Origin of the sequence: Flavobacterium sp. CF108, assembly GCF_900129795.1 — a bacterium.
GTDB lineage: Bacteria > Bacteroidota > Bacteroidia > Flavobacteriales > Flavobacteriaceae > Flavobacterium.
The window spans coordinates 365,310-391,159 of record NZ_FQWW01000004.1; the positions used below are offsets into that span (position 1 = coordinate 365,310).

The 25,850-nt window shown below is 33.8% G+C and carries 19 protein-coding genes; 8 read left to right on the plus strand and 11 right to left on the minus strand.

All coding sequences use genetic code 11. From position 1 onward, the window contains the following. Nucleotides 1-46 precede the first annotated feature (46 nt). From BUE10_RS13255 to BUE10_RS13295, 9 genes are all read right to left on the minus strand, one after another. Nucleotides 47-613, minus strand: coding sequence for an REP-associated tyrosine transposase (locus BUE10_RS13255; RefSeq protein WP_073485782.1), 567 nt, complete (start codon nucleotides 611-613; stop codon nucleotides 47-49). 95 nt (nucleotides 614-708) lie between these two features. Continuing rightward, nucleotides 709-1,113: a hypothetical protein gene (locus BUE10_RS13260; protein WP_073485784.1), complete on the minus strand. Its 405-nt coding sequence runs from the start codon at nucleotides 1,111-1,113 to the stop codon at nucleotides 709-711. Continuing rightward, nucleotides 1,097-1,324: a hypothetical protein gene (locus tag BUE10_RS13265; protein WP_073485786.1), complete on the minus strand. Its 228-nt coding sequence runs from the start codon at nucleotides 1,322-1,324 to the stop codon at nucleotides 1,097-1,099. Before BUE10_RS13265 ends, BUE10_RS13260 begins: the two co-directional genes overlap by 17 nt. A 116-nt stretch (nucleotides 1,325-1,440) precedes the next feature. Continuing rightward, entirely contained in the window at nucleotides 1,441-2,382 is a 942-nt protein-coding gene (locus tag BUE10_RS13270) for a TolB-like translocation protein (RefSeq protein WP_073485788.1), read from the minus strand. 37 nt (nucleotides 2,383-2,419) lie between these two features. Then, on the minus strand, nucleotides 2,420-8,815 hold the full coding sequence (locus BUE10_RS13275) for an RHS repeat-associated core domain-containing protein (protein WP_073485790.1): 6,396 nt from the start codon (nucleotides 8,813-8,815) through the stop codon (nucleotides 2,420-2,422). 6 nt (nucleotides 8,816-8,821) lie between these two features. Beyond that, the gene (locus BUE10_RS13280; RefSeq protein ID WP_073485792.1) at nucleotides 8,822-9,268 is read right to left on the minus strand and encodes a T9SS type A sorting domain-containing protein; all 447 of its coding nucleotides are present in this window, start codon (nucleotides 9,266-9,268) and stop codon (nucleotides 8,822-8,824) included. Nucleotides 9,269-9,415: 147 nt separating this feature from the next. Beyond that, the gene (gene glmS, locus BUE10_RS13285) at nucleotides 9,416-11,266 is read right to left on the minus strand and encodes a glutamine--fructose-6-phosphate transaminase (isomerizing) (RefSeq protein WP_053474001.1); all 1,851 of its coding nucleotides are present in this window, start codon (nucleotides 11,264-11,266) and stop codon (nucleotides 9,416-9,418) included. Nucleotides 11,267-11,273: 7 nt separating this feature from the next. Continuing rightward, nucleotides 11,274-12,908 (minus strand): DUF4270 domain-containing protein, encoded by a 1,635-nt coding sequence (locus BUE10_RS13290; protein ID WP_073485794.1) that lies wholly within the window; start codon nucleotides 12,906-12,908, stop codon nucleotides 11,274-11,276. Between the two features lie 21 nt (nucleotides 12,909-12,929). Continuing rightward, nucleotides 12,930-13,736, minus strand: coding sequence for a glycogen/starch synthase (locus BUE10_RS13295; RefSeq protein ID WP_056199861.1), 807 nt, complete (start codon nucleotides 13,734-13,736; stop codon nucleotides 12,930-12,932). Between the two features lie 78 nt (nucleotides 13,737-13,814). Between BUE10_RS13295 and panC the strand changes: the two genes are divergently transcribed. From panC to BUE10_RS13320, 5 genes are all read left to right on the plus strand, one after another. Next, nucleotides 13,815-14,693, plus strand: a complete 879-nt coding sequence (panC, locus tag BUE10_RS13300; protein WP_073485796.1) for a pantoate--beta-alanine ligase — start codon at nucleotides 13,815-13,817, stop codon at nucleotides 14,691-14,693. A 14-nt stretch (nucleotides 14,694-14,707) separates the two neighbouring features. Further along, nucleotides 14,708-15,058 (plus strand): aspartate 1-decarboxylase, encoded by a 351-nt coding sequence (panD, locus tag BUE10_RS13305; RefSeq protein WP_053473997.1) that lies wholly within the window; start codon nucleotides 14,708-14,710, stop codon nucleotides 15,056-15,058. 201 nt (nucleotides 15,059-15,259) lie between these two features. Next, entirely contained in the window at nucleotides 15,260-16,414 is a 1,155-nt protein-coding gene (locus BUE10_RS13310) for an alpha/beta hydrolase (RefSeq protein ID WP_073485798.1), read from the plus strand. Beyond that, entirely contained in the window at nucleotides 16,414-17,775 is a 1,362-nt protein-coding gene (gene radA / locus BUE10_RS13315) for a DNA repair protein RadA (RefSeq protein WP_073485800.1), read from the plus strand. Before BUE10_RS13310 ends, radA begins: the two co-directional genes overlap by 1 nt. A gap of 141 nt (nucleotides 17,776-17,916) precedes the next feature. Then, nucleotides 17,917-19,881 carry a transglycosylase domain-containing protein gene (locus BUE10_RS13320; protein WP_073485802.1) on the plus strand — a complete coding sequence of 655 codons (1,965 nt, stop codon included), beginning with the start codon at nucleotides 17,917-17,919 and terminating at the stop codon, nucleotides 19,879-19,881. A 295-nt stretch (nucleotides 19,882-20,176) separates the two neighbouring features. On the opposite strand, the gene BUE10_RS13325 is transcribed toward BUE10_RS13320, so the two are convergent. Together BUE10_RS13325 and BUE10_RS13330 are read right to left on the minus strand one after the other, a co-directional pair. Then, nucleotides 20,177-20,926 (minus strand): LytR/AlgR family response regulator transcription factor, encoded by a 750-nt coding sequence (locus BUE10_RS13325; RefSeq protein ID WP_073485804.1) that lies wholly within the window; start codon nucleotides 20,924-20,926, stop codon nucleotides 20,177-20,179. Further along, nucleotides 20,923-22,746, minus strand: a complete 1,824-nt coding sequence (locus tag BUE10_RS13330; protein WP_073485806.1) for a tetratricopeptide repeat-containing sensor histidine kinase — start codon at nucleotides 22,744-22,746, stop codon at nucleotides 20,923-20,925. Before BUE10_RS13330 ends, BUE10_RS13325 begins: the two co-directional genes overlap by 4 nt. Before the next feature lie 147 nt (nucleotides 22,747-22,893). On the opposite strand from BUE10_RS13330, the gene BUE10_RS13335 reads away from it, so the two are divergent. The 3 genes from BUE10_RS13335 to BUE10_RS13345 all read left to right on the plus strand — a co-directional run bounded on the left by BUE10_RS13335 (nucleotide 22,894) and on the right by BUE10_RS13345 (nucleotide 25,791). Further along, nucleotides 22,894-23,874 carry an SIMPL domain-containing protein gene (locus tag BUE10_RS13335; RefSeq protein ID WP_073485808.1) on the plus strand — a complete coding sequence of 327 codons (981 nt, stop codon included), beginning with the start codon at nucleotides 22,894-22,896 and terminating at the stop codon, nucleotides 23,872-23,874. A 110-nt stretch (nucleotides 23,875-23,984) separates the two neighbouring features. After that, nucleotides 23,985-25,145 carry a vWA domain-containing protein gene (locus tag BUE10_RS13340; protein ID WP_073485810.1) on the plus strand — a complete coding sequence of 387 codons (1,161 nt, stop codon included), beginning with the start codon at nucleotides 23,985-23,987 and terminating at the stop codon, nucleotides 25,143-25,145. Nucleotides 25,146-25,167: 22 nt separating this feature from the next. Continuing rightward, nucleotides 25,168-25,791, plus strand: coding sequence for a murein L,D-transpeptidase catalytic domain-containing protein (locus tag BUE10_RS13345; RefSeq protein ID WP_073485812.1), 624 nt, complete (start codon nucleotides 25,168-25,170; stop codon nucleotides 25,789-25,791). Nucleotides 25,792-25,850: the final 59 nt, after the last annotated feature.

Consider the following 25,850-nt stretch of genomic DNA (forward strand, 5'->3'; position numbering starts at 1 on the left):
AGGGTTCCCCCGCTGCCGCACGAATCCTTTCGTGTGGCTCGTTTGCTTAAACACTAAACATCTTAAAAACTACTACATCATCAATAAGTCCTTTCTGACCAGAATAATCAATTGCACTACTATATACATAATCTTCCGCTTTATAAACTAATCCCTCTTCAACAGGATTATTGTGGACATAATCAATCTTTTGCTGGATAACTTTATTGCTCCACAGTTCAATTTGTTTGTTATCATGCCACCAAAATTGGTAGTGCTTTACATTTGAACTCTTTTCAGCTTCTTTTTTAAAGAAATCTAATAGAAATTCTTTCCTGCTTCCCCTTGGATTTTCTTGTATACTTTTTACTATAGATTGACTAGTAAATCTTTTCAAGTCACCAATCTGTAACTCCGGATTTTGTCCATTAATACTTCTAAAAACTAAATGCACATGATTTGTCATAATGCACCACGCATGAATTTCTAATCCTTTCTTTTTTTGACAAAACTCCAAACTTTCCAGAAACAAATCTTTATACTCATTTCTTGTAAATACATCTAGCCAGCCCACAACCGCAAAGCTTATAAAATACAAACCTTCAGGATTATGAAATTTATAATTTCTACTCATTTTAAAACATTAAAGCATTTTATTTTTAATATAGAAAAATCTAACTTTAATCACCAACCACACGAAAGGATTCGTGCGGCAGCGGGGGGTAAATTTTACACAGCTCTTATTAACTGGTAGAAATTTTGAGCATTTTTTACATTCTCAGCCCATTTAAATTTGTATTCATTCACTTCAAGATTATTTATTTTATTTATCATAAAATTTTTTAAATTATTCAAACTTATTGTCTCATCTAATGACTGAAATATCATTTCGGATTTCGATTTCCAAAAAAAGTTTATAAAGCTAGGCTTACTTTTTCGAAGTTCAACAATCTTAAAAACACTCCCATTACTATCAATAACTTTATGATTCAACCTTAAACTTTCAAACAAATCATAAGATTTATTTCGAAAATAAATGTCATAAAATATTATTTCACTTATATTTTCATCATTCCAATTATTAATCGAAATATCTAAAACAGGAAAACTAATTTTATTAATACAATCCTTCATACATTTTTATTGTAATTGCTTCTCCAAAGTTGGTTTCATCAATAATATCACCAAGTCCCTTGGCTTCATCATAAAATAAGTAATTCACCCCCATTGTGCCAAAATCTGCTACGAACCAAATTCCCGCCACTATAGATCCTACACCTGTTGTTGATGCTCCCCCGCTGCCGCACGAATCCTTTCGTGTGGTGTGGTATCTCCTAGTAAGCACTAATAATTATAAAAGTTATAATTTCTACTCATCTTTAACCTTATATAAAAAAATAAACATTAATCTGCATACTATCACACGAAAGGATTCGTGCGGGAGAGGGGGCGGTAGCGGACTTAAAAACTAGGGTATGGAATTTTAAACTTACTTAAAACTTTACCTTTATAGTCTATAATTGTAATGTTTTCAATATTATCAGATATAAAAATTCTCTTTTCATTTTTAAAAAATGAAGTAGATTTAATCTGAACTCCAGGTTGAGAGATAAAAATTGAAGTTGGCTTTGAATCTTTTCCATCCCACAAATACACTTCAAAATTGGATGATAATAGATATTTTTTCTCTTCTTTAGAGTAACTTATTCTGTTGTTATAAATCTGATCTACCGAAGAAGAATCAATTCCTTTTATATTTAATTTTTCCTTTTTTAAGTTCTCAAAAGTATATTTATAAATACCTGTTAAATCGCAATTAACAAAAAAACTATTACCAGAAATAAAATCATAGGAATTTATTGCGTAATAATTCCCCTCTGTAAGTTTTTTTATTTTTTTATTTTTTAAATTACAACTATACAAATCCATACCATTAGGATGTTGTTTCGCAATTAAAGAGTGATTAGAATACTCCGAAGCTTTTATAAAATAAATTTCCTGAGCGTCATATTCGGAGAATTTTGGACTAAACAATAAATTATCACTGTAGATCTCCTTCGAGTTTTTTCCATCAGAATTACAAACAAAGAGATGAATAACTGGATCGTTCTTTTTCCATACTCTATAAATCATCCTTTTATTATCAATTGTAAAACTGGGTTCAGATAGATTATAGCCAACGTTATCTATAAGTAACTTTGAAACGGTATCTCCAATTTCAAATCTATACATTTTTGAAGTACCTTCTTTTTCATAAACATAAATTATTTCTTTATCATTTGGTGACAAATACACCTCATTAGTTAAAACTCCTTCAAATTTACTTTCTGGAAATAAAAGATAAACAAAAGCTATCAGCCCAAAAAGAACCAATATTAAAACTAAGCATGTCTTATAATTCATATGATATCTATTTTAAGAATTAATTAAAATTTATGTTTTAAAAATATAATGTTTTAAAAAATTGGTTTTTAGAAAAAATAAAATCCTGGTATGCTGTTCGCACATTTAGCAGACCTTGCTTTACTTGAACAATGGGACCAAATGCAGACATAACAGCCGCTGCTCTTAGTTGTGTTTGAAACGATATCGGCTGCCATGTTTGTGAATCAATAGCATAATTATAATAATCGTGGTACACTTTTTTTGAATCATTATAAAGTTTAAGATCATATTTAAGTACACTTAAATCAAACAATGCCCCTGATATACCATCAGCTCCCATAAGAATATATCCGGCATCATGTTTTTGTGCTGCCAAATCAACCATATCTACAGCTGTTTGTTTTTTGTAGTAAGTAGCGACGGGTGTTGGCCCTATGTATTCTGTGCCCATCCATCCATCACAATCTCCTGTACATGGTAAGCTGCCTTTAGTAGAATTTACATTAATAGCCCAGTTGCCACCACTATTATCCATTGCAGTTTGATTACCATTCAACGTATTAGGCTTTACAATAGATTCACTTTGTATAATACCATTTTGTTTATCTTTAGACTCGCCATAACCCCAATCTGTCTTTATAGTTGTGCTAAAACTAATTCCAGCATTATTTGAAGCAGCATTCCAATCTCCAGTTTTAGTATACTCAGCATAGGCAGCACCAAAATGTGCCACTCCAGCCCCAATTAACGCAGCCCCAACTACAGTTCCCACTCCAGTTACAGACAAAACTGTTCCAACAGCTATTGCAACTCCTGCAATTATGTTGTTCCAATTAATTTTAAATTCTCCACTAGGATCTGTGTATTTTAGAGGATTGTTTAGCACATACCCATAACGGTTGTAGTTTTGGGTATTATTAGGGTCTTGTACATAATTGTCTGGCTGCAAGAAACGATGAAGTTTAGGGTCATACAAACGTCCATTCATATGTATAAGACCTACACTTTGCAAGTGTTCATGTCCTGTGTAACCTCTGTCAAGAATAGTAAGACCGTTTAATATATTGCCCGTACCATCTTGTACTTTTACAATTGCTCCCCAAGCATCAAACTGTCTTTTTTCTACTATAGCTCCTGTCTCGTTGGTTATGGCCAAGATACTGCCTTGATAATCTCTGTGCAAATATAAAGTTTGTTCTTGTATAGCTCCTACACTACTATATGCTTTTTTATAAACGACCGGAGCCGAGTAACCGTCACCACCAATATAAGTTACGAACTCGATCGCTCCTGTCTGGGTATTTTCTTTGATCTCCATAGCGCCATCGGCACTGTAATGTTTACGGTAAGTTCGCGTTTCCTTAAGTCCCAATCCTCCATAAAACATAACACTACGATCGTTATTGGCATTATACACAAAGCTTATTTTGTCTTTACCATCTTCTATTATTTCTACAGGACTTTTAAATGTGTTATAGCTAACTGTCTGTAAAGATTTATTTTGATAATCAGTTAAAGCCTCCGGAGTTAATGTTATAGAGGTATTTTGATATTTTTTACCAGCATTAGCATAATTGTAAGTTCCTAACGTATTAGATTTAATACGCCCATCGTCTTCATAGACCTGATTTTCCTGAACACCTTGTGTATTAAGGTATTGTACAAGTCGGTCCTGACTATCGTAATCGAAATTTTCCGTAACATTTCCAAAAAGGCTGTTTTTACGCCACTTAAGATTGCCTCGCTGCGTGTCAAAATTGGCACCTAATTCCATAATGGTGGTCATACCCAAAGTGTGCTTTGCATTGGTTACATAACCATAACTGTCATATATATTATTAATAGCAATTCCATTACCAAGTGCCGCTTTGGTCAGCTGCCCTTGCGCATTTACCTCGGTTGTTTCCCAAAGAGTTTTGGTCTTTTGTCCGTTGTTTATTTCATATACTTTATATGCAAAACCATTTTTGTACTCATTTTGCGTAGCAGAGGTACTGGTTTTTCCGTTTAAAGATGCAGTTTTGGTTTCTTTTTCAACTCTGCCCCAGGCATCATATTCTATTTTTTTTGTAAAAACAGCACCATAACCTGTGGTTTCTGTCGTGGTTTCCAATCGTTTTTTAGAGTCGTAGGTATAATCGGTAATAATTGTTTTCCCTGTATCTCCAGCATCAGTATATACTGATTTTAGAAGTAATTTGCTGTCTGGCGTATAGGTGTACTGGGTAGTACTGTTCGTATTAGTGCCTGCTATAGTTTTGGTTTCAAGTTTACCCCAATCGTTCAGTTTATAGGTGGTACTGCCGTTTGGAGTTGTTTCTTTTGTACTTTCGCCAAGTTCATTATAACCATAGGTGTATGTACCAGCAGAAGGGTCCGTTAGGCTGATCTTGCGTCCCCAGCCATCTTGTATTATACTTGTTTTATTGCCATTATAATTGGTTTCCTTAAGATTTCCGTTGGCAAAATAACTATAATTTATGGTGCCTCCTATTGGGCTTTCGAGCAGGGTAAGCACATTACCCATGGCATTTTTGGTAGATACTTTGATTTGACCTGTACTGCCATCTGTTATTGTAGTGGTTCGTTTATCATATTTTATAGTCAGTACTTTACCTTTGTAATCTGTAATAGTTTCGGGACGGCCGTAAACATCATACAAAGTGGTATTCCATAATGGACTGCCTGTATTGGGTTCGCTAACACTAAAGTTACGATCATAAATATCATATTTAAAATCTTTGTAGGACATAGTGCCTTGTATGTCTTTTATACCAGTACGAATTTTTCTACCCAATTCATCAAATAGCTCTTCATTATAAGTATCATCACTGTTTCCAATGAGAGTGATTTTAGCTTTCTCGCTTTCGCGTATATAGGCATATGTATGGGTTTTACCCAAATAATCGGTAACTACCGTTTTCCTGAACCAGGAATCATATTCATAACCTGTTAACAAAGCATTGTTCCAAACACCAAGTTCGGTTTGCCTATTTTCTGATTTGAGTGTACCGTTAGGATAATACTCAAATGCCGTTTTGAATCCTTCAATACCAGTACTTTCTTTTAATAAAATACCAGTTGGATAGTAGACAAAACTAGTTTTTCTATCTGTCACGCCAGGTGCAGATATTGTTTTTACTATGATATTTCCAAAAGTGTCATACCCATTGGTTTCTTTAATAGCATTTGTATTGTTGCCCCATTTTTGGATTACTTTTAGTAAATTACTTTCTGATCCTGAGCCATATTGATAAGTTTCCTTAGAATTCATACTATCGCCAAAAGCCGTTACATTTTGTGTTTTGCTTTTAAGCCTGCCTACCATATAAGGGGAGTTTATAGCCGGTTCATAAGCTATTACACTAGTAGTGACTTTTTGGTTAACTCCTCCTGATCTAATTTTCGTTATAGACTCTACAGGATTGTTGAAGTTATCATATACAGTATTAGTTTCATTACTGCTATCATTTATAATATCGTAATTGTTGGATCTTACATTTTGGAGTTTAAAAACTTTGGATGGAGACAGGCTGGTTTCATAAAATGACAAGGATTTACTTATCAGATCATAAGGTGGGCTGGTATTTGTTTCAGTATAGCCATTAGCGTCGTAATCAGAAGTAATTTTAGCAATAAAAGTATTCCCTGCTTCAGGTTTGATAATTGCACCTGGGCTAAAAGTAATATTGTTTGTTGCTAAAAGAGTCTCCGTTGCTGTTCTCGTGTTGTTTACTGTAATTTGGCTTGCTCTAGGAACATTTGGAGCCACATTATTTAATGCAATTGAAGGACTAACTATCCCCAGATAAGTATAACTCTCAGTAATAGCTCCACGCAAATTTGGATCAAACTTAGACACCGTACTAATTGCCTTGCTATCATCCTCAAACCAATTAGTTCGCATCGACGCACGAAACCCCATAAAGCCTAATCCTTCTAAATCGAAAGTTGCTCCAGCATACGCAAACAATTGCTTTTTATAAACAGTAGCACTTTGTTTCTCTAATTTGGTAACTACCTGTACAGTTGCTGCAGATTCTATATCAATTTTGGGATAATTTTCCATATATCCACTAGCATATATTGGCATATATCTCTCATTATAAGAAGTCGCAGATAATGGCTGATAGGTAATTGATTCTCTAACTCCATTACCTGTAGTTATAGTTCGCAGTAATTGATCTTGTGCATTGTCTTTCTTAGAATTAAAATAAAATATTTTATCATTACTTAAAAAGGCAATTTCCAAAGTTGGATTGTATGGTTTACCATTACTCGATATCCCTCTTCCGGTAGGTAAGTAAATAGGTAGTGTATTCAGATTAATATCCACGCTATTTATACTTGAAGAAGAAGGACCTCCGACAACATAATAACGAACCTCATTAGAAAGAACGTCCGATTTGTTATTATAACAACTAATATCTATTCGCCCCTTTAAAGTACTGGTATTTTTAACACTTGAGGTTATAATTATATCAGACTTTCCATCTTTATCATAATCGGTAGCTATATAATTTCCGTAATTGGGTTCATAAGTAATTCCAAAAAAAGGGCTTTTCACAATAGCAGCTCCCGTTGATATATAAATGAACCATGACATAGTCTTATTGTTTTCCTCGCCAGGAATTATAAAATCTGTTTTCCCATCTCCATTATAATCCCCCAGAAGAGGAAAGTTTGGACTTGAAAAAATTTGAGTGTCCGCATAATCAAATAATAAAGTTAATTGATTGTTATCATTGAGGGTATAAGCAGTTACTTTTCCTTTTTCAAAAATCATGATGTCAGATTTTCCATCACCATTTACATCAGCTACTTCTACTTTAGAATTGGAAGTGATAACAGAAGCCAGTTCACCAGAATAGGTTAGAAAGTTAGTAGTATTGTCTCTTTTTAAATCTATAAAATATACTTTCTTGGAACTAGGTGACTGAAGATCTAGATCAATAGCAATTACATCAGTTATACCATCACCATTAAAATCTCCTGAAAGTATTTTTTTCAAAAAAATAGTTGGAAAATTTACCACCTTTTCATATTGGTAATAAATAGGGGACGATATTCCAGCACTATAAACCGTAAAAGTATAATTAGCAGCTGACTTTTTTGCCACAGCCCAGCCTTGTTTTGAGTAAAACTTATTGTTCCAAGTTAGCCAACTAACAGGAAAAACAGCCTCAAAAGCTCCCACTTTATGTTCAAAACCCATATTATCCCCTCCAGAATTTATATCCGAATACAGCCAATACTTTGACTTAGTGTCAGGACCTGTTGTAGGATAGATCAAGAAATCCATTTTTTCATCACCACCAAAATCTCCGGAAACAGTAGCCGCATTTTGAGAAGATATATTCCCCACGCTTAATTCTGTGGTAATATCCGCATATGATATTGATTCGAGGGAGTTTTCATAAGTGAATATCGTTGGATTGTAACTTTTAGTTCCATCTCCACTTACTTCAAATACTTTCTCTAAACGTTGGTATCCTATAGAACTGGAGATGTATGAAAGGTTATAATTTCTAAAACCTATTCCATTGCTTTTTACTTGAATTTTTTCTAATATCTTGTTGTTCAGTATACTTTTTCCTCCTATGTAGGACTGTTCTGGCCTTGTACGTGTACCATAAATAAACTGAATTTCGTTAATAGGTGCTGTAGTTCCTAAAGTACCATATTTTATGCTGGTAACAACAATATTGTTTTCTAGTTTAGTATAATTATATGAAATTCTTACTCCTTGTGAGTTTTGCCAATAATTTATCGTCCACGCTGTAATGGATTGTGAGTCTAAAGTATTACCATACTCTGCAACAGAACCATCAGGATACTCTACTAAGAAAGAGGCAGGCCCATAATTACTTCCTTGTGGCGATACTCCAACTGCAGTAATTTTTACATTTGAGAAGTTCTCAGTTTCATAAGTCGAACCAGCCAAGCCATAAACCAACCCTGTTTTTAAAATCAACCGTTGTCCATCCAGAGCAAAACGATCCTTGGCATCAAGATTTATTCCTCCGACACTTCCATCATGAAATTTTGTTCTAGAAATTCTAGTTATAGCTGAGACACCTGCGATGTTCCAGCCGTAACCAGCAATTCCATTTCCTGTCTGACTACTATAAACTAGACTTATTTGAGGAACTACACCATTAATTCCTGCAGGTACTGAAATTGGAATAGAATAACCTGCTACTCCATTCAGCGAAACTGACAACTGCCCTTCGGTAATACCTACTTCAGTTGAAGTCCCTGTTGGCCCAGGCATTACACTTACGGCTAATAATTTATTACTGTTTTTTTCAGTACTATTATCTGTAGTTTCTAGTGCTTTATTTCCTCTTTTTATAAGAGTTACTCCTTCGACAGGTGTTCCACCTGAGTCCTGACCTGAAACAAAAAACGATAAACTGAAAAACAGGAATGTAATATAAAACTTCCTCATAGCAAATTATTGTTTAATGATTTTAATAGATTTTTCTCCTCCATCTTTATAAGAAAGCAACACTAGATAAATACCCGTAGGATATTGCTGAAAAGGGATGTTTAAATTGTTTAAGCTGCTATTTGCTTCATAAGTTCTTAAAACCTGTCCCGTTATAGAATAAACATGAACAGAAGTCACATAATTATCCTGAGCCAGCTGCCATTGCAGGTACAATTGTTCTTTTACAGGATTTGGATAATAGGAGATCACATCTTCTGGAAAGAATTTTTCTAAATCGTCTTCTTCGACAGCTTCAATTTCTTTAACCTGCTGTACAGGTTTTGATACACAATTGATGCATAACGATCTGTTTGTTTGATTTCCTGCACCATCGTAACTAAAAGTTAGTTTAGTTTGTGCGCTTGCAGAAAAACAAAAATGAAGCAGAACAAAAAGAAGAAGCGTTCTCATAAATAATAAAATTTAAAATATTTTCCTACAAACGTATAATTATATTTTAAATCCTACAAATTTAATGTTAACAAAAAAAATTAGAGCACAAAAAAAGCGAGACCTAAATCTCGCTTTTTTAACATTATTTGTATTTTAAAAAAATAGCTATTCTACCGTAACAGATTTTGCTAAGTTACGCGGTTGATCAACATTACATCCTCTCATAACTGCAATATAGTATGAAAGCAATTGTAACGGAATTGTAGTAATAAGCGGTGACAATGCATCTGAAGTTTCAGGAATTTCGATTACATAATCAGCTAATTCACGAACTTGTGTATCTCCTTTTGTAACAACAGCAATGATTTTACCACTTCTAGATTTAATCTCCTGAATGTTACTTACAATTTTATCGTAGTGACCTTGTTTAGGTGCAATTACAATAACCGGCATTTGCTCATCAATTAAAGCAATTGGTCCGTGTTTCATTTCAGCAGCCGGATAACCTTCAGCGTGAATATAAGAGATCTCTTTAAGTTTTAAAGCTCCTTCCAATGCTACCGGGAAATTATATCCTCTACCTAAATAAAGGCAGTTTGGAGCATCTTTAAATTTAGCAGCAATTTCTTTTGCTCTGTCGTTTGTTTCTAATGCTTCAGCCACTTTTTCAGGAATTAATTCTAATTCTTGTAAGTATGCATGGAAATCAGGATTTGACAAAGTTCCTTTTGCTTTTCCTAATCGTAAAGCAATCATGGTAAGAACTGTGATTTGAGTTGTAAAAGCTTTTGTAGAAGCTACTCCAATTTCTGGTCCTGCGTGCGTGTAAGCACCTGCATGACTTTCTCTTGAAATAGATGAACCTACAACGTTACAAACTCCAAATACAAAAGCTCCGTTTTCTTTAGCCAATTTAATAGCGGCCATAGTATCTGCCGTTTCTCCAGATTGAGAAATCGCAATTACAACGTCATCTTTATTTATGATTGGGTTTCTGTATCTAAATTCAGAAGCGTATTCTACTTCAACCGGAATACGTGTAAATTCTTCAAAAATATACTCAGCAACTAAACCAGCATGCCATGAAGTTCCACAAGCAACAATTAAAATTCGCTTGGCATTTAAGAATTTCTCCAGATTATCTTCAACACCAGCCATTTGAACAATTCCTTCATTTGCATGAAGTCTTCCTCTGTAAGTATCTTTAATTACACTTGGCTGTTCGTAGATTTCTTTTAGCATGAAATGATCATAACCTCCTTTTTCAATTTGCTCCAAATTCAATTGAAGTTCCTGAATGTACGGATCTACTAAAGAGTCATCTTTAATTTTTCTTACTTTAAGAGGTTTGTGCAGTCTGATATTAGCCATTTCACCATCTTCTAAATATACCGCATTTGCAGTATATTCAATAAACGGAGAAGCATCAGAAGCAATAAAGAATTCTCCTTCACCTACTCCAATTGCTAATGGACTACCTAATCTTGCCGCAACAATTTCGTTTGGATTCTTTTTATCAAAAACAGCAATTGCATAAGCTCCTACAACTTGGTTTAACGCAATCTGAACTGCTTTACCAAGTTTAATTTTTTCATTTTTCTGAACTTCTTCAATCAGGTTTACTAAAACCTCAGTATCAGTATCAGATTTAAAAGTGTATCCACGCTTAATTAACTCTTCTTTAAGCGGCGCATAATTCTCAATAATTCCATTGTGGATGATTACTAAATCTCCAGAATTAGAAACATGAGGATGCGAGTTCACGTCATTTGGTACACCGTGGGTAGCCCAGCGAGTGTGTCCAATTCCAATATTTCCATTTATTGTAAAACCTTCATTAGCTTTAGCTTCAAGATCTGAAACTTTACCTTTTGTTTTACAAACTTTTATACCTGATTCGTCATCATACAACATAACGCCGGCACTATCATATCCTCTGTACTCAAGCCGCTTTAAGCCCTTGATAACAATAGGATAGGCCTCTCTGTGACCGATATATCCAACAATTCCACACATATATTACTTATTTATTTGGTTTCGTGTAGTAAACCTCAAGCCTCAATCTTTTATCGTAATCCGCATTACCGGCAGGAATATTATTACCATATAATATCGTACCTAACGGATTCATAACTGATGCTCTCGGTACTTCTGAAAAATATTCATTTGTACTTGCATTTAATAAAATTCTATTTTTCAATTTGTTTGATGTTACAGCACTAATATCATCGATAACAACCAAACCTAACTTTACATTCGTCGCTGTTGCAGTCTTTATAAGATTACGAATATGATTTGTCAATCTAATTTTATAAGTAGTTCCCCTCCCTGTCGTTGCATCAACATTGATTATACCTCCATAAACCACTTTTGACATTCTTGGGTCAGATGTTATACTTGAACTTCCATCTGCAGCATAATCTAAAATGGGTACATTATTTGTAAAGTCATACAAATAAACTCTTTTAGGTTCCTGCGCTTGCAGATTATCAGTCTTTTTAACCGCCATTTTTGCAGCATCTATCGTAAAAACTAAGTTAGCTTCATTTACCAGCCATCCGTTTTTTCTAATTTCTTCTAATTTAGAACCAAAATCTTTAAGCTCTATAATAGCAAGAGATCCCTGACCTCCTTTTAAATAAAGCCTGTCATCACCGGTAGTCATATTACGACTGCTTACTGCATTTTGATAAGTCGCATCTTTAACATCCTGAAGAAGGCTGACATTACTTCCTGTTAAATTTATTACTAAAGTCCTGTCTTCCTTTACATCATCAGCATCAGTTGTAATATCTGTTTTTGCTTTATAATAAACTGTAATTTTTCCTTTCGAAAAATCCATTAATGCCATATTACTTGGGCTGCCGCTAACTCTTTCAACTTTAAAATATAATCCTCTAAAATATTCCTGAAACACATCAGCAGCAGAAAGTTTTTCTTTTGCAGCGTTTAAAATTTTAGTTTGAAAAAATGCCTTATTTAAATTTAAGCGCATCGCTGGCGACGTATAAGTTTTAACGTCTTTACCATCTTTATCTTTTGTTATCTCAGTAGTTTCTTTAGAACTAAAAAAGAATTTATTATTTTGAAATTCTTTAGCATCATCATTCAATAACGTTCCTTTATTAGGATCAAAATCAATATCATTTTGATCATTATAGTAAAGCTGTGCTAATTGATTACCATTCTCATAATAAGAACTTCTCATTAAATATTTAGACTCATAAACACCCAATTTTAAAAACCCTCCTTCGCTTCCATAAATAGAATCGAGCGCATACTCATTCCTTCCAGTACTAGCACTTATACCTGTAACATGGCTATAATAAGGTATATTAACCGTCACACTATCAATTACCGGTGCGTCTCCAATTGATGGTGCGTACGCAGCAAGTGATACTTGTGTATTATAATTTGCAGTAGTGGTACCAAAAACCGGATTATCATAAATTCCTAAAGCATTTGTTGCTAAGGAATTTGATTGTATTGGAGTTACTTCTTGATTATAAGCTATAACATCATATTTTTCAGATTCCAATCCAAAATGATCATCACCAATTAAATCATCACCAATCGCATTAAAATCTTTGTCGCAAGAATATAAAAAAACAACTGTTGCAGCTAATAGAATTTTCTTAATAAAAGAAGTATTGTACATATTCGTATTAATAGTTAAAATTTAAAGACCCATAGTTTTATAGAAATTTGTATACGCTTCAGCGAATGCATCTTTCGCGGCGAAAGGTAAAAAAGGTTTTCCTGAAGATTCTATAAATTTTGTTAAACTTGGAGAAACATTTTCTGACGCAATAATGACAGCATCAGAATGCAATATGCTGGCCTTTAAGACATTTTCGTAATTTGGAGTTTCAAGATCAGAAATTGATTCGTGCGGAACACCATCAAATTTAACCTTGTTTATCATTTCTAAATCTAAATTTTCATCAAAAGACTGACCATAAACTGAGGTAACGATTTTTGTATCGTTAAATAAAGCCTCATTTTTATAATAGTGTTTCATATAAATTGGAAGCATCGCCGCCAACCATCCATGAACATGGATAATATCCGGAACCCAATTTAATTTTTTTACAGTTTCAACAACTCCCTTTGCAAAAAATATCGCACGCTCGTCGTTGTCTGGATATAAAACCCCTTCTTCGTCTGCAAAAGTGGCTTTACGCTTAAAATATTCATCATTATCAATAAAGTAAACTTGAATTCTTTCTTTTGGAATTGAAGCTACTTTGATAATCAATGGCATATCTAAATCATTCACTACCAAATTCATCCCTGAAAGCCTGATCACTTCGTGTAATTGATGTCTTCTTTCGTTGATATTTCCATATCTTGGCATGAAAATTCTTATCTGACCTCCCTGATCGTTAATCATTTTGGGAACGTCATAAGACATTAAAGAAACCTCATTTTCAGCCAAATAAGGCACGACTTCAGATGATACGTATAATATCCTCTTATCTTTCATAATAGTATTTTACTTAATTTTTGGTAATAAAAACGTCGCAAAATTACAAAAATTTATGCAGTTTATAACTAATATATTATGTTTGCACTAAATTTTAATAATACCGCCATGCATATTTTCTACGGTAAAGTAGCTCTGATAGCTTATTTAAAAACTATCAAAACCGCAAATTCGACTATAGGATTTGTCCCAACCATGGGAGCTTTACACCAAGGGCATCTGGCTTTAATGCAGCGTTCACTTAAAGAAAATGACGACACTGTTGTAAGTATTTTTGTAAATCCAACGCAATTTAACAATCCCGAAGATCTTGAAAAATACCCTCGAACTCTTGAAGAAGACGTTAAGAAAATGAGAGGTTTAAGTGACAAAATAATTTTATATGCTCCTTCTGTCGATGATATTTACGAAGGACAGACAATTTCACAGTCTTTTGACTTTGATGGTTTAGAAAATCAGATGGAAGGAAAATTCCGTCCGGGCCATTTTAATGGTGTTGGAACAATCGTAAAACGTTTGTTCGAAATCGTTACGCCAACCAATGCTTATTTTGGCGAAAAAGATTTTCAGCAGCTTCAAATTGTTAAAAAACTGGTCGAAAAAAATAATCTTCCGGTAAATGTTGTGGGTTGTCCAATTTTTAGAGAAGACAATCTCCTGGCAATGAGTTCAAGAAACGAAAGATTAACTGCTGAAGAAAGAAAAGAAGCTTCTATAATCTATAAAGTTTTAACCGAAGCCAAAGAAATCTTCCAAAACAGTACACCTGAAGAAACCATAAAATTTGTCGAAGATTCCTTTAAAGATAACGAAAGATTTGAACTCGAATATTTCGTCATTGCTGATGAATCTACATTATTACCTATCGATCACAAAACAAACGATAAAAAATACCGTGCGTTTATAGCGGTATTTGTTAATTCTATAAGACTGATAGACACCATTTCATTAAATTAAATTACCTTTGCTCCATGCAAATTCAAGTTATAAAATCAAAAATTCATCGAGTAAAAGTTACTGGAGCTGATTTAAATTATATTGGCAGTATTACTATTGATGAAACTCTACTAGAAGCTTCAAACATTATTGAAGGCGAAAAAGTAGCTATTGTTAACATTAATAATGGAGAACGTTTTGAAACTTATGCCATTAAGGGAGAAAAAAATTCAGGCGAAATCACGCTGAATGGACCTGCTGCCCGAAAAGTTCAAAAAGACGACATTATTATTATCATTTCGTATGCGACACTGGATTTTGAAGAAGCTAAAACCTTCAAACCGTGGATCATTTTCCCAAATGAAAACGATAATTCGTTAACATAAACCACATTCCTTTCTTGTTTACGCGTGTAATTTGTCAAAAATATTTTTGTACAAACAGATTTTCTTTTGCCTAAATCGAAAATATATTTACCGTAAGAAATCATTGCTTTTTTTATTATCCCCAAATCGCAAAAAGCAAATAAAATAGTATATTGCTACACTATTTCGAATACTTTTTAATTCACTGAAATGCCACAAATCATGAAAAAAGTTTACCTACTCATTACATTAATTTCCATTTCTGTATTCTCCCAGAAAAAATTTGACAATATTCAATCCGAAAAACTAGGAGAAGAAAGAAGAATAACAATTGGACTTCCTCCTTCTTACGATGCAAAATCAGATAAAAAATATCCTGTTTTATATTTATTAGATGGCGATTATTTGTTTGATCCGTTTTCTGGAGCCGTAAGTTATGGTAATTATTGGGATGATATTCCAGAGATGATTATCATTGGTATTCATCAAAATAAAGATGAAGAACGTTACGATGACACCACAATTGATCAAAACGAAGGGCTGCCTTTTGAAAAAGGAGCAAAATTTTTCGAATTTATTGGTTCAGAGCTAATTCCGTATGTAGAGAAAAAATACCGTACATCTCCTTTCAGAATTATTGCAGGTCATGATGTAACCGCAAGTTTTGCCAACTTTTATCTTTATAAAGAAGAACCTCTTTTTAATGCGTACATTTGTTTGAGCCCGGAACTTGCTCCAAAAATGGAAGTAAGAATTGCTGAAAAATTTGCCAAAATACAAAAACCAATATTCTATTATCTTTCTGCCGGCGAAGGCGATATCAAGAAAATAAAAGAGCCGATTGAAAAATTGGCCAGCAATATTAAAATTGCAAATAATCCGTTAGTGAATTATAAATACGAAGTATTTAAAGGCGCGACTCATTATACTGAGGTTTTACATTCGATTCCGAGTGCGTTATATCAGATTTTTGATATATACAGACCCATAAATTCTGCCGAATACAACGATAAAATTGCGGTTCTTCAAACGGGTTATGCGGATTATTTACAAAAAAAATACAATGATATGTCTGAAGTTCTAGGCGTTCAGATTCCTGTTAGAATGGGTGATTTTAAAATAATTGAAAATATTATTTTAAAAAGAAATGCCTACGACGAATTGGGAAGAATGGCTGAAATTGGAAACGTAAATTATCCAAAAGCTATGTTAGGCGAATATGAATTAGGCTTGATGTATGAAAAAATGGGCGATCCTAAACATGCTTCAAAAAAATACCAAAATGCTTCACAAATGGAGCCAATTGGCGACTTGAATAAAGATTTGATGTATGAGAAAATTGACGAAATGAATACGCTTGCTAAAAAAACCAAATAATGTCAAAAGTTAAAACTTCCTTTTTTTGCCAAAACTGCGGTACCCAATATTCCAAATGGCAGGGACAATGCAATGCCTGCAAAGAATGGAATACTATTGCTGAAGAAATAATTCAGAAACAGGAAAAAGCAGCGTGGAAAAGCGAACCAGCCTCAACAAGCAAAGCACCAAAACCTTTAAAAATAAATGAAATCGATTCGGCTCAGGAAATCCGAATGGATACTACTGACGGCGAATTGAATCGTGTTTTGGGCGGCGGAATTGTTCCGGGATCTTTAACGCTTTTAGGCGGAGAACCAGGAATAGGAAAAAGCACACTTTTACTTCAAATCTCATTAAAATTACCTTATAAAACTTTATATGTTTCTGGAGAAGAAAGTCAGAAACAAATAAAAATGCGTGCCGAAAGAATAACGCCAAGCAGTGAAAACTGCTACATTCTAACGGAAACAAAAACGCAAAATATCTTCAAACAAATTGAAGCCATTCAGCCAGAAATTGTAATTATCGATTCGATTCAGACTTTACATACTGATTATATTGAATCGACTGCCGGAAGTATTTCTCAAATTAGGGAAACTACTGCCGAATTGATCAAATTTGCCAAAGAAACTAATATTCCGGTTATTTTAATCGGACATATTACGAAAGATGGAAATATCGCCGGACCAAAAATTCTGGAACACATGGTTGATACCGTTTTGCAATTTGAAGGCGACAGAAACCACATTTACCGAATTTTACGCTCGCTAAAAAATCGTTTTGGTTCAACTTCTGAACTCGGAATTTACGAAATGCTTGGAAGCGGTTTGCGCGAAGTCAGCAATCCTTCAGAAATATTGATCTCGCACAAAGACGAAGAATTATCAGGAACCGCAATTGCTACAACTCTTGAAGGAATGCGTCCGTTAATGATAGAAATCCAATCTTTAGTAAGCACCGCAGTTTACGGAACTCCACAACGAAGTACAACGGGTTATAACGCCAAAAGGCTAAACATGATTTTAGCTGTTTTAGAAAAAAGAGCAGGATTCCGTTTGGGCGCAAAAGACGTTTTCCTAAACGTAACCGGAGGAATTTCTGTTGATGATCCTGCAATTGACCTTGCCGTTGTTGCTGCCATTTTATCATCAAACGAAGATATTCCGGTTGGAAAAGGTTTTTGTTTTGCCGGCGAAGTTGGACTTTCTGGAGAAATTCGTCCTGTAAACCGCGTTGATCAAAGAATTCAGGAAGCTGAAAAATTAGGCTTTGACACGATTTTTGTTTCTAAATACAACAAAATCACTTTAAAAAATACCGGAATCAAAATTGAGCTTGTGGCAAAAATTGAAGATGTTGCGAGTATTCTTTTTGGTTAAGTTTTTACTCCCAATTTCACTAATTCCTAGAATTAATTTAACTTATAGTTTAAATAAAATTTGTGCTAATTTGTGAAATTCGTGGCGAAAAAAAATATTCACTTTGCAGACAAGTTTTAATTTTCTTATGAAATCGACTTTATGAATTTTCCTAAACAAAAAATATTCAAAGCTTTAAAAATACTGGCTGTAATAGTAGTTTTGCTTTGCATTGGATTATACTTTTTCCGCAATTCACTTTTAAAGCAGGCAGTTGCAAAAGTAACCCACAAAATGGCTGTTGATTATAACAGTGATTTTTCAATAAAAGATGCTTCTTTTAATGGTTTATCAAGCATAAAACTTACCGATGTTGTTTTGGTTCCCAAAAATGCCGATACACTTTTAAAAATTAAAAACATTGAAACCAGCGTCAGTTTAAGTAATTTATTAATTGGCGATGTTCAGGTTGGAACTTTAAAAGTCGATAACGGTTACATACAATTAGTCAAAAAAGGGAAAATCCGCAACTTCGATGCTTTCTTAAAAAGAGACCGCGACGATTCTGAAAAAAGCGAAAAACGAAAATATGGTGCTTTTGCCTATCGCATTATTTCAAAACTGCTCAATTTGGTTCCGACCGATATGAATTTGGAAAACTTCCAATTCAAAATTGACGATAACGGCAAAAAAACGGCTGTAGCAATCAATAAACTGGTTTTAAACAACAAACAACTCGAAACCAGCATTCATGTCCAGAGCAAAGATTTTGATCAGCGCTGGAACTTAAAAGGTTTTGCAGACCCAAGAAACCAAAAAGCAGATATTCGATTTTTTAATCTTGATACCGGAGCAATTCGCGTTCCGTATCTTGATGAAAGATACGGCTTAAAAGCAAGTTTTGATTCGATCAGATTGAATGTCGAAAATATTGATAAAAGCGGAAGCGAATTCCATCTTGACGGCTTTACTTCTATCGTAAACCTAAAAATCAATCATCCAAAAATTGCCAGCAAAGATGTTGTTATAAAAAATGCACGTTTTGATTATAGATTTTTATTGGGTGATGATTTTATTTCGATTGACAGCACTTCGTCAATGACGCTGAATAAAATAAAACTGCGACCATACGTTTCTTACGATACGGAAAAAGATACGGTTTATACTTTAAAAGTCGATATTCCGAAAATGAAAGCGCAGGATTTTATCGTTTCGCTTCCAGATGGTTTGTTTACACATTTCCAAGGAATGCAGGCAACCGGAAATTTCGATTATAAATTGGATTTCAAATTCAATAAAAACAAACCAAATACACTTGTTTTTGACAGTAAACTCAACAAAGAAGATTTACGAATTACCAAATATGGCGAAGCCGATTTAAACAAACTAAACGGTGAATTTGTTTATCGTGCCATAATTCAAAATGTATTGCAAAGACCTGTTTTGGTTGGAAATGCAAATCCGAATTATACGCCTTTAGACCAGATTTCTCCTTATTTACGAAAATGCGTTTTAACGACCGAAGATCCTTCGTTTTTCTCGCATCGCGGTTTTATAAATGAAGCTTTCAAACAATCGATTCTTAAAAACATCAGAACTAAAAAATTCTCACGCGGCGCAAGCACAATCAGCATGCAGTTGATTAAAAATGTTTTTCTTACCAGAGAAAAGACGCTTTCGCGAAAGCTGGAAGAAATCTTGTTAGTTTACATTTTAGAAAATAACCGAATTGTAAGCAAGGAAAGAATGCTCGAGGTTTACTTCAATATTATCGAATGGGGACCAAATGTTTATGGAATTGGCGAAGCAAGTCACTTCTATTTCCAAAAAAGTCCGTCGGCTTTAAATGTTGATGAATGTTTGTATCTGGCAACGATTATTCCGAAGCCGAGAAAATTCATGTATCAGTTTAATGATGAAGGAAATCTGAAAGATTATGCATTGAAAAATCAAAAATTCCTAAAGAATTTGATGTTCCGTCGTGGTTTATTAATTCCTGAAGATACAATTGGTCAGCTTCCTGTTTATATTTCAGGAAATGCGCGTTCGTTAATAAAAATCAAAGCTCCGGATTCGACTGCGGTTAAAAATGATTCTTTGTCTACAGATGAGGAATTTGATTTGTAGGTATTTGCCACGAAGGCGCTAAGGCACGAAGTTTTTTTTTTAAGTGTAGTGTTATAATCTCGCAAAGTTTAAACTTTTAAATTCAATAGCGTCCAGCTTTAGCTGGATGATGACATAAACACCAAATCAGAGGGCTTTAGCCAAACTAAAAAAAGTTTGGCTAAAGCCCTTTTCTATTTCAATCTTATTCCCCTAGCTAAAGCTAGGGGCTATGAAAAACTTCGCGACTTTGCGAGATTATAACATCAAACTTAGAAAAAACTTCGTGCCTTAGCGCCTTCGTGGCAAAACCCAACTACCTAAAATTCTTTAAAAACTCTTCTTTATAAGTCGATGAAACCTCAATTTCAGTTTCGTCATTAAGTGTCACAATACCGCCTTTATTATACGATTTTACACAATTCATATTAATAATATGCGATTTATGAACCCGAATAAAAGGCAGTGGCAAAATTTCTGAAAAGTGTTTCAAAAATCGGCAGACCATTTTTTTACTTCCGTTATTGAGATATAAATCGGTGAAGTTGCCGTTACCGCGAAGACGCACTATTTCTTCCATTTTTACCACTTCAAAACCTTCGAGCGTTGGCAGAATAACTTGCTGCTTTTCCGGTTTTTGTTCGTGAAAATTTTCTACGATGATTTTATTTCGGTTGAAGATTTCGTTGTTCATTATTTGATGCTGCACTTTATTTACCGCAACAATCAGTTCTTCAATGCTTATGGGTTTTAGCAGATAATATGCCGCACTCTGATTTAAAGCTTTTAGCGAATATTCAGAAAAAGCGGTTACAAATATGGTTTCAAAATGTAAATCTTTACAAGCTTCCAGAACATCAAAAGCATTTCCAAAAGGCATTTCGACATCTAGAAAAACCAATTGCGGTTTCACCTCATGAAGCAGTGGAACAGCTTCTTTTATATTTTGAGCTTCACCCACAACCTCAACCTGCGGACAATATTTGCTTAAATAATTTTTAAGCACTTCGCGCGCGGCAAGTTCATCCTCGACAATTACACTTTTTATTTTTTGGAGTGTCATCATATTTTGTCAATTAATGGAAAAACAATTACAACAATAGTTCCCTTCTCTACTCCTTCTTTTTCTGAAATCTTAAATGAAATACCTTTTTTATACAATTCGTTCAAAAGATCAATTCGTTCTTTTGTATTGTTCAAACCGCGGGATTCGTATATTTTCTGGTTCGTTGTTTTCAGTTCGCGGCTTTTGGTTAAACCAATTCCGTTATCATCAATGGTAACGATTATTTTTCCGTTTTTATAATCAAAACGAAGCGATAAAAACCCCTTTTGATCTAAATAGCGTAATCCGTGCCAAATTGAATTTTCCAAATGCGGCTGGATAATCATATTCGGAACAAAAACTCTTTCAGCATCCAGCGAATCATCTACAATAATTTCAAAATCGAATTTATCTTCAAAACGTAAATGTTCTAAATCCAGATATTTCTTAAGCTGTTCGACTTCTTTATCTAAAGAAATAAAATCCTTATTGGAGTTTTCCATCATATTTCGCATCAAATTCGAATACGAAGTCAGGTATTTATTGGCTTCCAGTTCTTTATTTTCAGATATAAACTGATTCACGCTATTCAAACTATTGAAAATAAAATGCGGGTTCATTTCACGACGCAGCGACTGCAAAGCGATTTCTTTATTTTTTATTCTGATAGAATACAATGCTTTCGAAATAAATGTAAACAAAAGAAGCAGTAAAACAACCGAACCAATTAGAAAATAATTGAAGGTGTTTTTCTTTGAAATCAATTCGTCTTTCAAGGTTTTTTCTTTTTCTAACTGACGAATTTTGTCTTCGGTAATCTGAAACGTTTTGGCATCGATTAAAGTTGTATCAGAATGAATCAGCTTTTCGAAATTTTCAAAAAACTGTTCGTACAACGCCATACTTTCTTTGTCTTTGCCTTTTGTTTTGTAGTATTTAATTAAGGATGACAAACTTTTTTTGGCTTCCGCCGAATTTCCTTTTTGAAACGATAAATCATACGCTTCTTTCAAAGACGAAATTGCTTTTTCGGCTTCTGCTTTTTGAAAATAAAGAGAAGCCAGCGATTGTAATTGTTTTATTTCGGTATTATAATCTTTATTGGTTTTGGCTTCGGCAAGCAGTTTTTCATTTATGCTTACGGCTTTATCAAACTGATTGTCTTCGGCATAAACTTTTGCAATTTCATTCTTGATTTTAATTACAGCTTCGGGTTTGTCTTTTGCATACACTAATGCTTTTTTATAGCTTTCTATTGCAACCTTTTTATCTTTTAATTCTAATGAATTTTGCGCTTTTTGCACGTACGCATCTGTAACTTCCTCGCTTTTCTTTTCCTTTTTCAGTAATTCAATATTAGAATCTACATAACCCTTTTGACTCACAGGATCCGACTGATTTTTAAGTCGGTTGGCATCGTTTAAATTTATCTTTTCTTCAGAAACATCTTTTGCTAATGAACCTGCGACTTCATAATTTTTAATTGCCGAATCAAAGTTTTTCTGGTTTTCCTGTGTTTTCGCTAAACTTCGGGTTACTCTGGTTTTATCTTCGGTTAGTTTTAGTTTGGTGTAACTATTTAATGCTCTTTTAAAATATTCCTCGGCTTTGGCATTGTCACCGTTGTTTAAAAATTCATTCGCCAGTCTTTCATAATTCTGAGCAATTTTTGCTTCATCATTTTCATCTAATGATTTAGATAAATCGTCGGCGGCTTTGCTGATTTTGACTTGTTTGCTTTTTTCGCTTTTCTGCACAGAAGCTTCCTGCGCTATTGTTCGCTGCGGAAACAGTAGCACTAAAAAAAGCAGACTAAAACCAATTAATAAATGACGTTTCACAATATGTAATTTAGAAATGTAAAGTAACCTAATTTCAAATTCCTATCCTATATTTTTCACCAAGTCAAACGACCTGTTGACCCATTCTGTCAAAAATACGTTTTTTCGATCAATACATTTGACCACTAATTCTTAAAAACTATAATCATGAAAAAACTATCCTTTACATTTTTAGCTCTTCTATTTTCTTCATTTATAATTGGTCAGGCTTCAGGAAATGTCAATTATCAAAGTCAGCAATCTTATAATAACGACAATACTACGATCGACACAGATTTTCCTTCAAATGGCGATATTGTGGTAAGCGTAAAAGGACTTGCCAATATTAAAGCAGATGCTTACACGGCAATTTTCAGTGTAACTCAAACTGGTAAAACCACTAAGGAAGTAAATGAATTAATTGATCAACGAATCACGCAGTCGATCAATGCCATTAAACTTAAAAAAGGCGTTGAGACTTTTGTCGATATGATTTCGTTTGTTCCTGCTTATGAATATGAAACCGAGAAAAAGCTTTTTAATCGTAAAACTTATAATGAAGTTCCAGCAGGATTTGAATTGAAGAAAAACATTCATATCAAATTTTCAGATCCTAACCAGCTTAATGAGTTTATTTCCATTTTATCCAATAATGAAATATACGATTTGGTACGAGTGGATTATTTCTCTAATACATTAGAAACAGTTAAGAGGGAAATGATGCTAAAAGCAAAACTTTTGGTTCAGGAAAAAATTAAAAACTATCAGGAACTGCTTGGAGAGACATTTACAAATGCCGAAAAAAGAATCGCCGATGATTATATCGTAAATGTTCCTGTAGAAATGTACAAATCGTATGAGGCTTACAATGGTTCTTCTTTAAACTTAAAAAAAACGGCAAACGTTAATCAGCTTAGCAAATCTGTTACACTTTATTACCAGCCCATATTTAATAAAGAATTTGATTTTGTAATTAATCCTACTGTTTTAGAACCTGTTATTCAAGTACAATATGAGGTTAAAATAGCGATTAACCGAGAAAAGAAACAACCTTTAAAAGCAGACAAAACAGAGAAAGAATTTATTCTGGTGACTGCAAACGGTGATTTAAAAACATTGAATACAAGTACAGCCAAACCAATTCATTAATCTGGCAGAAGCATTTCACCAAGTCAAAATACCGTTTCACCATTTGTGCAAAAAATGTGCATTTTAAGTTTTTAAGTTTGATCTATAATCATCCTATTAAAACTAAAATTATGAAATCAAATCTTTTTATTTCCGCGCTTTTTGCTACTGTATTTTCTTTTGCCGGCTGTAATTCAGCTAATGCAAATCCGAAAAATAAAACTAAAATCGAAAAACCGGCTTCTGCCGCAGCGACTAAAATACAAGTGGCACTTTTACTGGACACATCAAGTAGTATGGAAGGATTAATCGATCAGGCCAAATCGAGATTATGGAACATTGTAAATACTTTAACAACTTTAAAATACGAAGGAAAAACTCCGGATATCGAAATCGCCTTGTATGAATATGGAAATAGCGGCTTATCAGAAAAATCAAATTACATCAGACAAATTACGCCGCTTTCAACAGATTTAGATTTGATTTCGGAACAATTATTTGCACTTAGAACCAACGGCGGAAATGAATATTGCGGCGCTGTAATTCAGGATGCGACAAAGGAATTAAAATGGGCAGACGAGAACAACAGCATGAAACTGATTTACATTGCCGGAAACGAAGGATTTAATCAGGGAAAGATAAGCTATAAAGAAGCGATCAGCAGTGCTTTAAAAAATGATATTTATGTAAACACGATTTTCTGTGGTAATAAAACTGAAGGTATTAACATATTTTGGAAAGATGGTGCTGACATCGGAAAAGGGAAATATTTTAATATTGATGCCAATCAATCTGTAGAATATATTGCAACGCCATATGACGATGAAATCAGTAAATGCGATGAAAAAATAAACAAAACCTACATTAATTATGGAGCTAAAGGAGCTGACAAAAAAATGAATCAGGTTATTCAGGATCAAAATGCCAAAAAGGTTTCGAAAGCTAATTATACAGATCGCGCGGTGAGCAAATCAAAAGCAGTTTATAAAAATGAAAGCTGGGATTTAGTCGATAAAACTAAAGATGATGCAGCGGCACTTTCGAAAATTAGAAAAGAAGAACTTCCTGCTGAACTTCAGAATAAATCGACTGAAGAATTGCAAAAAATTGTAGCCGAGAAAACGAAGGAAAGAGAAACGATTCAAAAAGAGATTAGCGTATTGGCAAAAAAACGCCAGGCCTATATTGATACCGAAGCTAAGAAAACTAAAAAGCAAGACGATCTTGGCAACACGATAAATACTTCGATTGTTGCTTTTGCAAAAGTGAAAGGTTATACGGTAGAGAAATAAATCGTACTGCAAATCCTGAAAGATGAAAAAGAAAATATTCTTTTTGCTTTGGCTAAGCATTTTTGGCTTGAGTTTTGCCTGTAACAATAAAGAAGAAAAGCCAAAAATCATAAAAAATTCAAAACCGGTTTACTCCTACGAAGAGAAACTAAAAAGTGAGATAACTGAGATTAGGAATTTTTTGGGGAAAACTCCTAAATACAATTCAAATGTTGTCTTCTTATTAGATATGAAGATTGAATCTGGAAAAAACCGGTTTTTTGTTTATGATTTAAAACACAACAAAATACTCCACAAAGGTTTAGTCGGCCACGGTTCCGGGTCTGAAACCGGAATTGCAGGAAAACTTAAATTTAGCAATACAAAAGATTCTAATTGCAGTTCGCTTGGCAAGTATGCAATTGGCAATTCCTATTTTGGAAGCTTCGGAAAAGCATACAAATTATACGGTTTAGACAAAACGAATAGTAATGCTTTTGATCGAAATATTGTCCTCCACAAATATGTAGACATTCCTTATGAAGAACAAATAAATCCTATTTGTAATAGTCTGGGATGTCCAATGGTTAACGAAAAGTTTTTTGGCGTAATAGAAAAAATGATTGATGGTTCTAAAAAGAAAATTCTTTTAGTAATGTATTATTAAACCAACCTTTCACTCCTTTTTGTCATCTATACTTTTATAACACTTTAAATTATACTCCA

Excerpts from the sequence above, each read along its gene's own strand:
- BUE10_RS13270 (WP_073485788.1), bottom strand. The coding sequence starts at position 2,382 with ATGAATTATAAGACATGCTTAGTTTTAATATTGGTTCTTTTTGGGCTG.
- BUE10_RS13335 (WP_073485808.1), top strand. The coding sequence starts at position 22,894 with ATGAAAAAACTATCCTTTACATTTTTAGCTCTTCTATTTTCTTCATTT.
- BUE10_RS13325 (WP_073485804.1), bottom strand. The coding sequence starts at position 20,926 with ATGATGACACTCCAAAAAATAAAAAGTGTAATTGTCGAGGATGAACTT.
- panD (WP_053473997.1), top strand. The coding sequence starts at position 14,708 with ATGCAAATTCAAGTTATAAAATCAAAAATTCATCGAGTAAAAGTTACT.
- BUE10_RS13340 (WP_073485810.1), top strand. The coding sequence starts at position 23,985 with ATGAAATCAAATCTTTTTATTTCCGCGCTTTTTGCTACTGTATTTTCT.
- BUE10_RS13280 (WP_073485792.1), bottom strand. The coding sequence starts at position 9,268 with ATGAGAACGCTTCTTCTTTTTGTTCTGCTTCATTTTTGTTTTTCTGCA.
- BUE10_RS13295 (WP_056199861.1), bottom strand. The coding sequence starts at position 13,736 with ATGAAAGATAAGAGGATATTATACGTATCATCTGAAGTCGTGCCTTAT.
- panC (WP_073485796.1), top strand. The coding sequence starts at position 13,815 with ATGTTTGCACTAAATTTTAATAATACCGCCATGCATATTTTCTACGGT.
- BUE10_RS13320 (WP_073485802.1), top strand. The coding sequence starts at position 17,917 with ATGAATTTTCCTAAACAAAAAATATTCAAAGCTTTAAAAATACTGGCT.
- BUE10_RS13255 (WP_073485782.1), bottom strand. The coding sequence starts at position 613 with ATGAGTAGAAATTATAAATTTCATAATCCTGAAGGTTTGTATTTTATA.
- radA (WP_073485800.1), top strand. The coding sequence starts at position 16,414 with ATGTCAAAAGTTAAAACTTCCTTTTTTTGCCAAAACTGCGGTACCCAA.
- glmS (WP_053474001.1), bottom strand. The coding sequence starts at position 11,266 with ATGTGTGGAATTGTTGGATATATCGGTCACAGAGAGGCCTATCCTATT.
- BUE10_RS13260 (WP_073485784.1), bottom strand. The coding sequence starts at position 1,113 with ATGAAGGATTGTATTAATAAAATTAGTTTTCCTGTTTTAGATATTTCG.
- BUE10_RS13290 (WP_073485794.1), bottom strand. The coding sequence starts at position 12,908 with ATGTACAATACTTCTTTTATTAAGAAAATTCTATTAGCTGCAACAGTT.
- BUE10_RS13310 (WP_073485798.1), top strand. The coding sequence starts at position 15,260 with ATGAAAAAAGTTTACCTACTCATTACATTAATTTCCATTTCTGTATTC.
- BUE10_RS13345 (WP_073485812.1), top strand. The coding sequence starts at position 25,168 with ATGAAAAAGAAAATATTCTTTTTGCTTTGGCTAAGCATTTTTGGCTTG.
- BUE10_RS13275 (WP_073485790.1), bottom strand. The coding sequence starts at position 8,815 with ATGAGGAAGTTTTATATTACATTCCTGTTTTTCAGTTTATCGTTTTTT.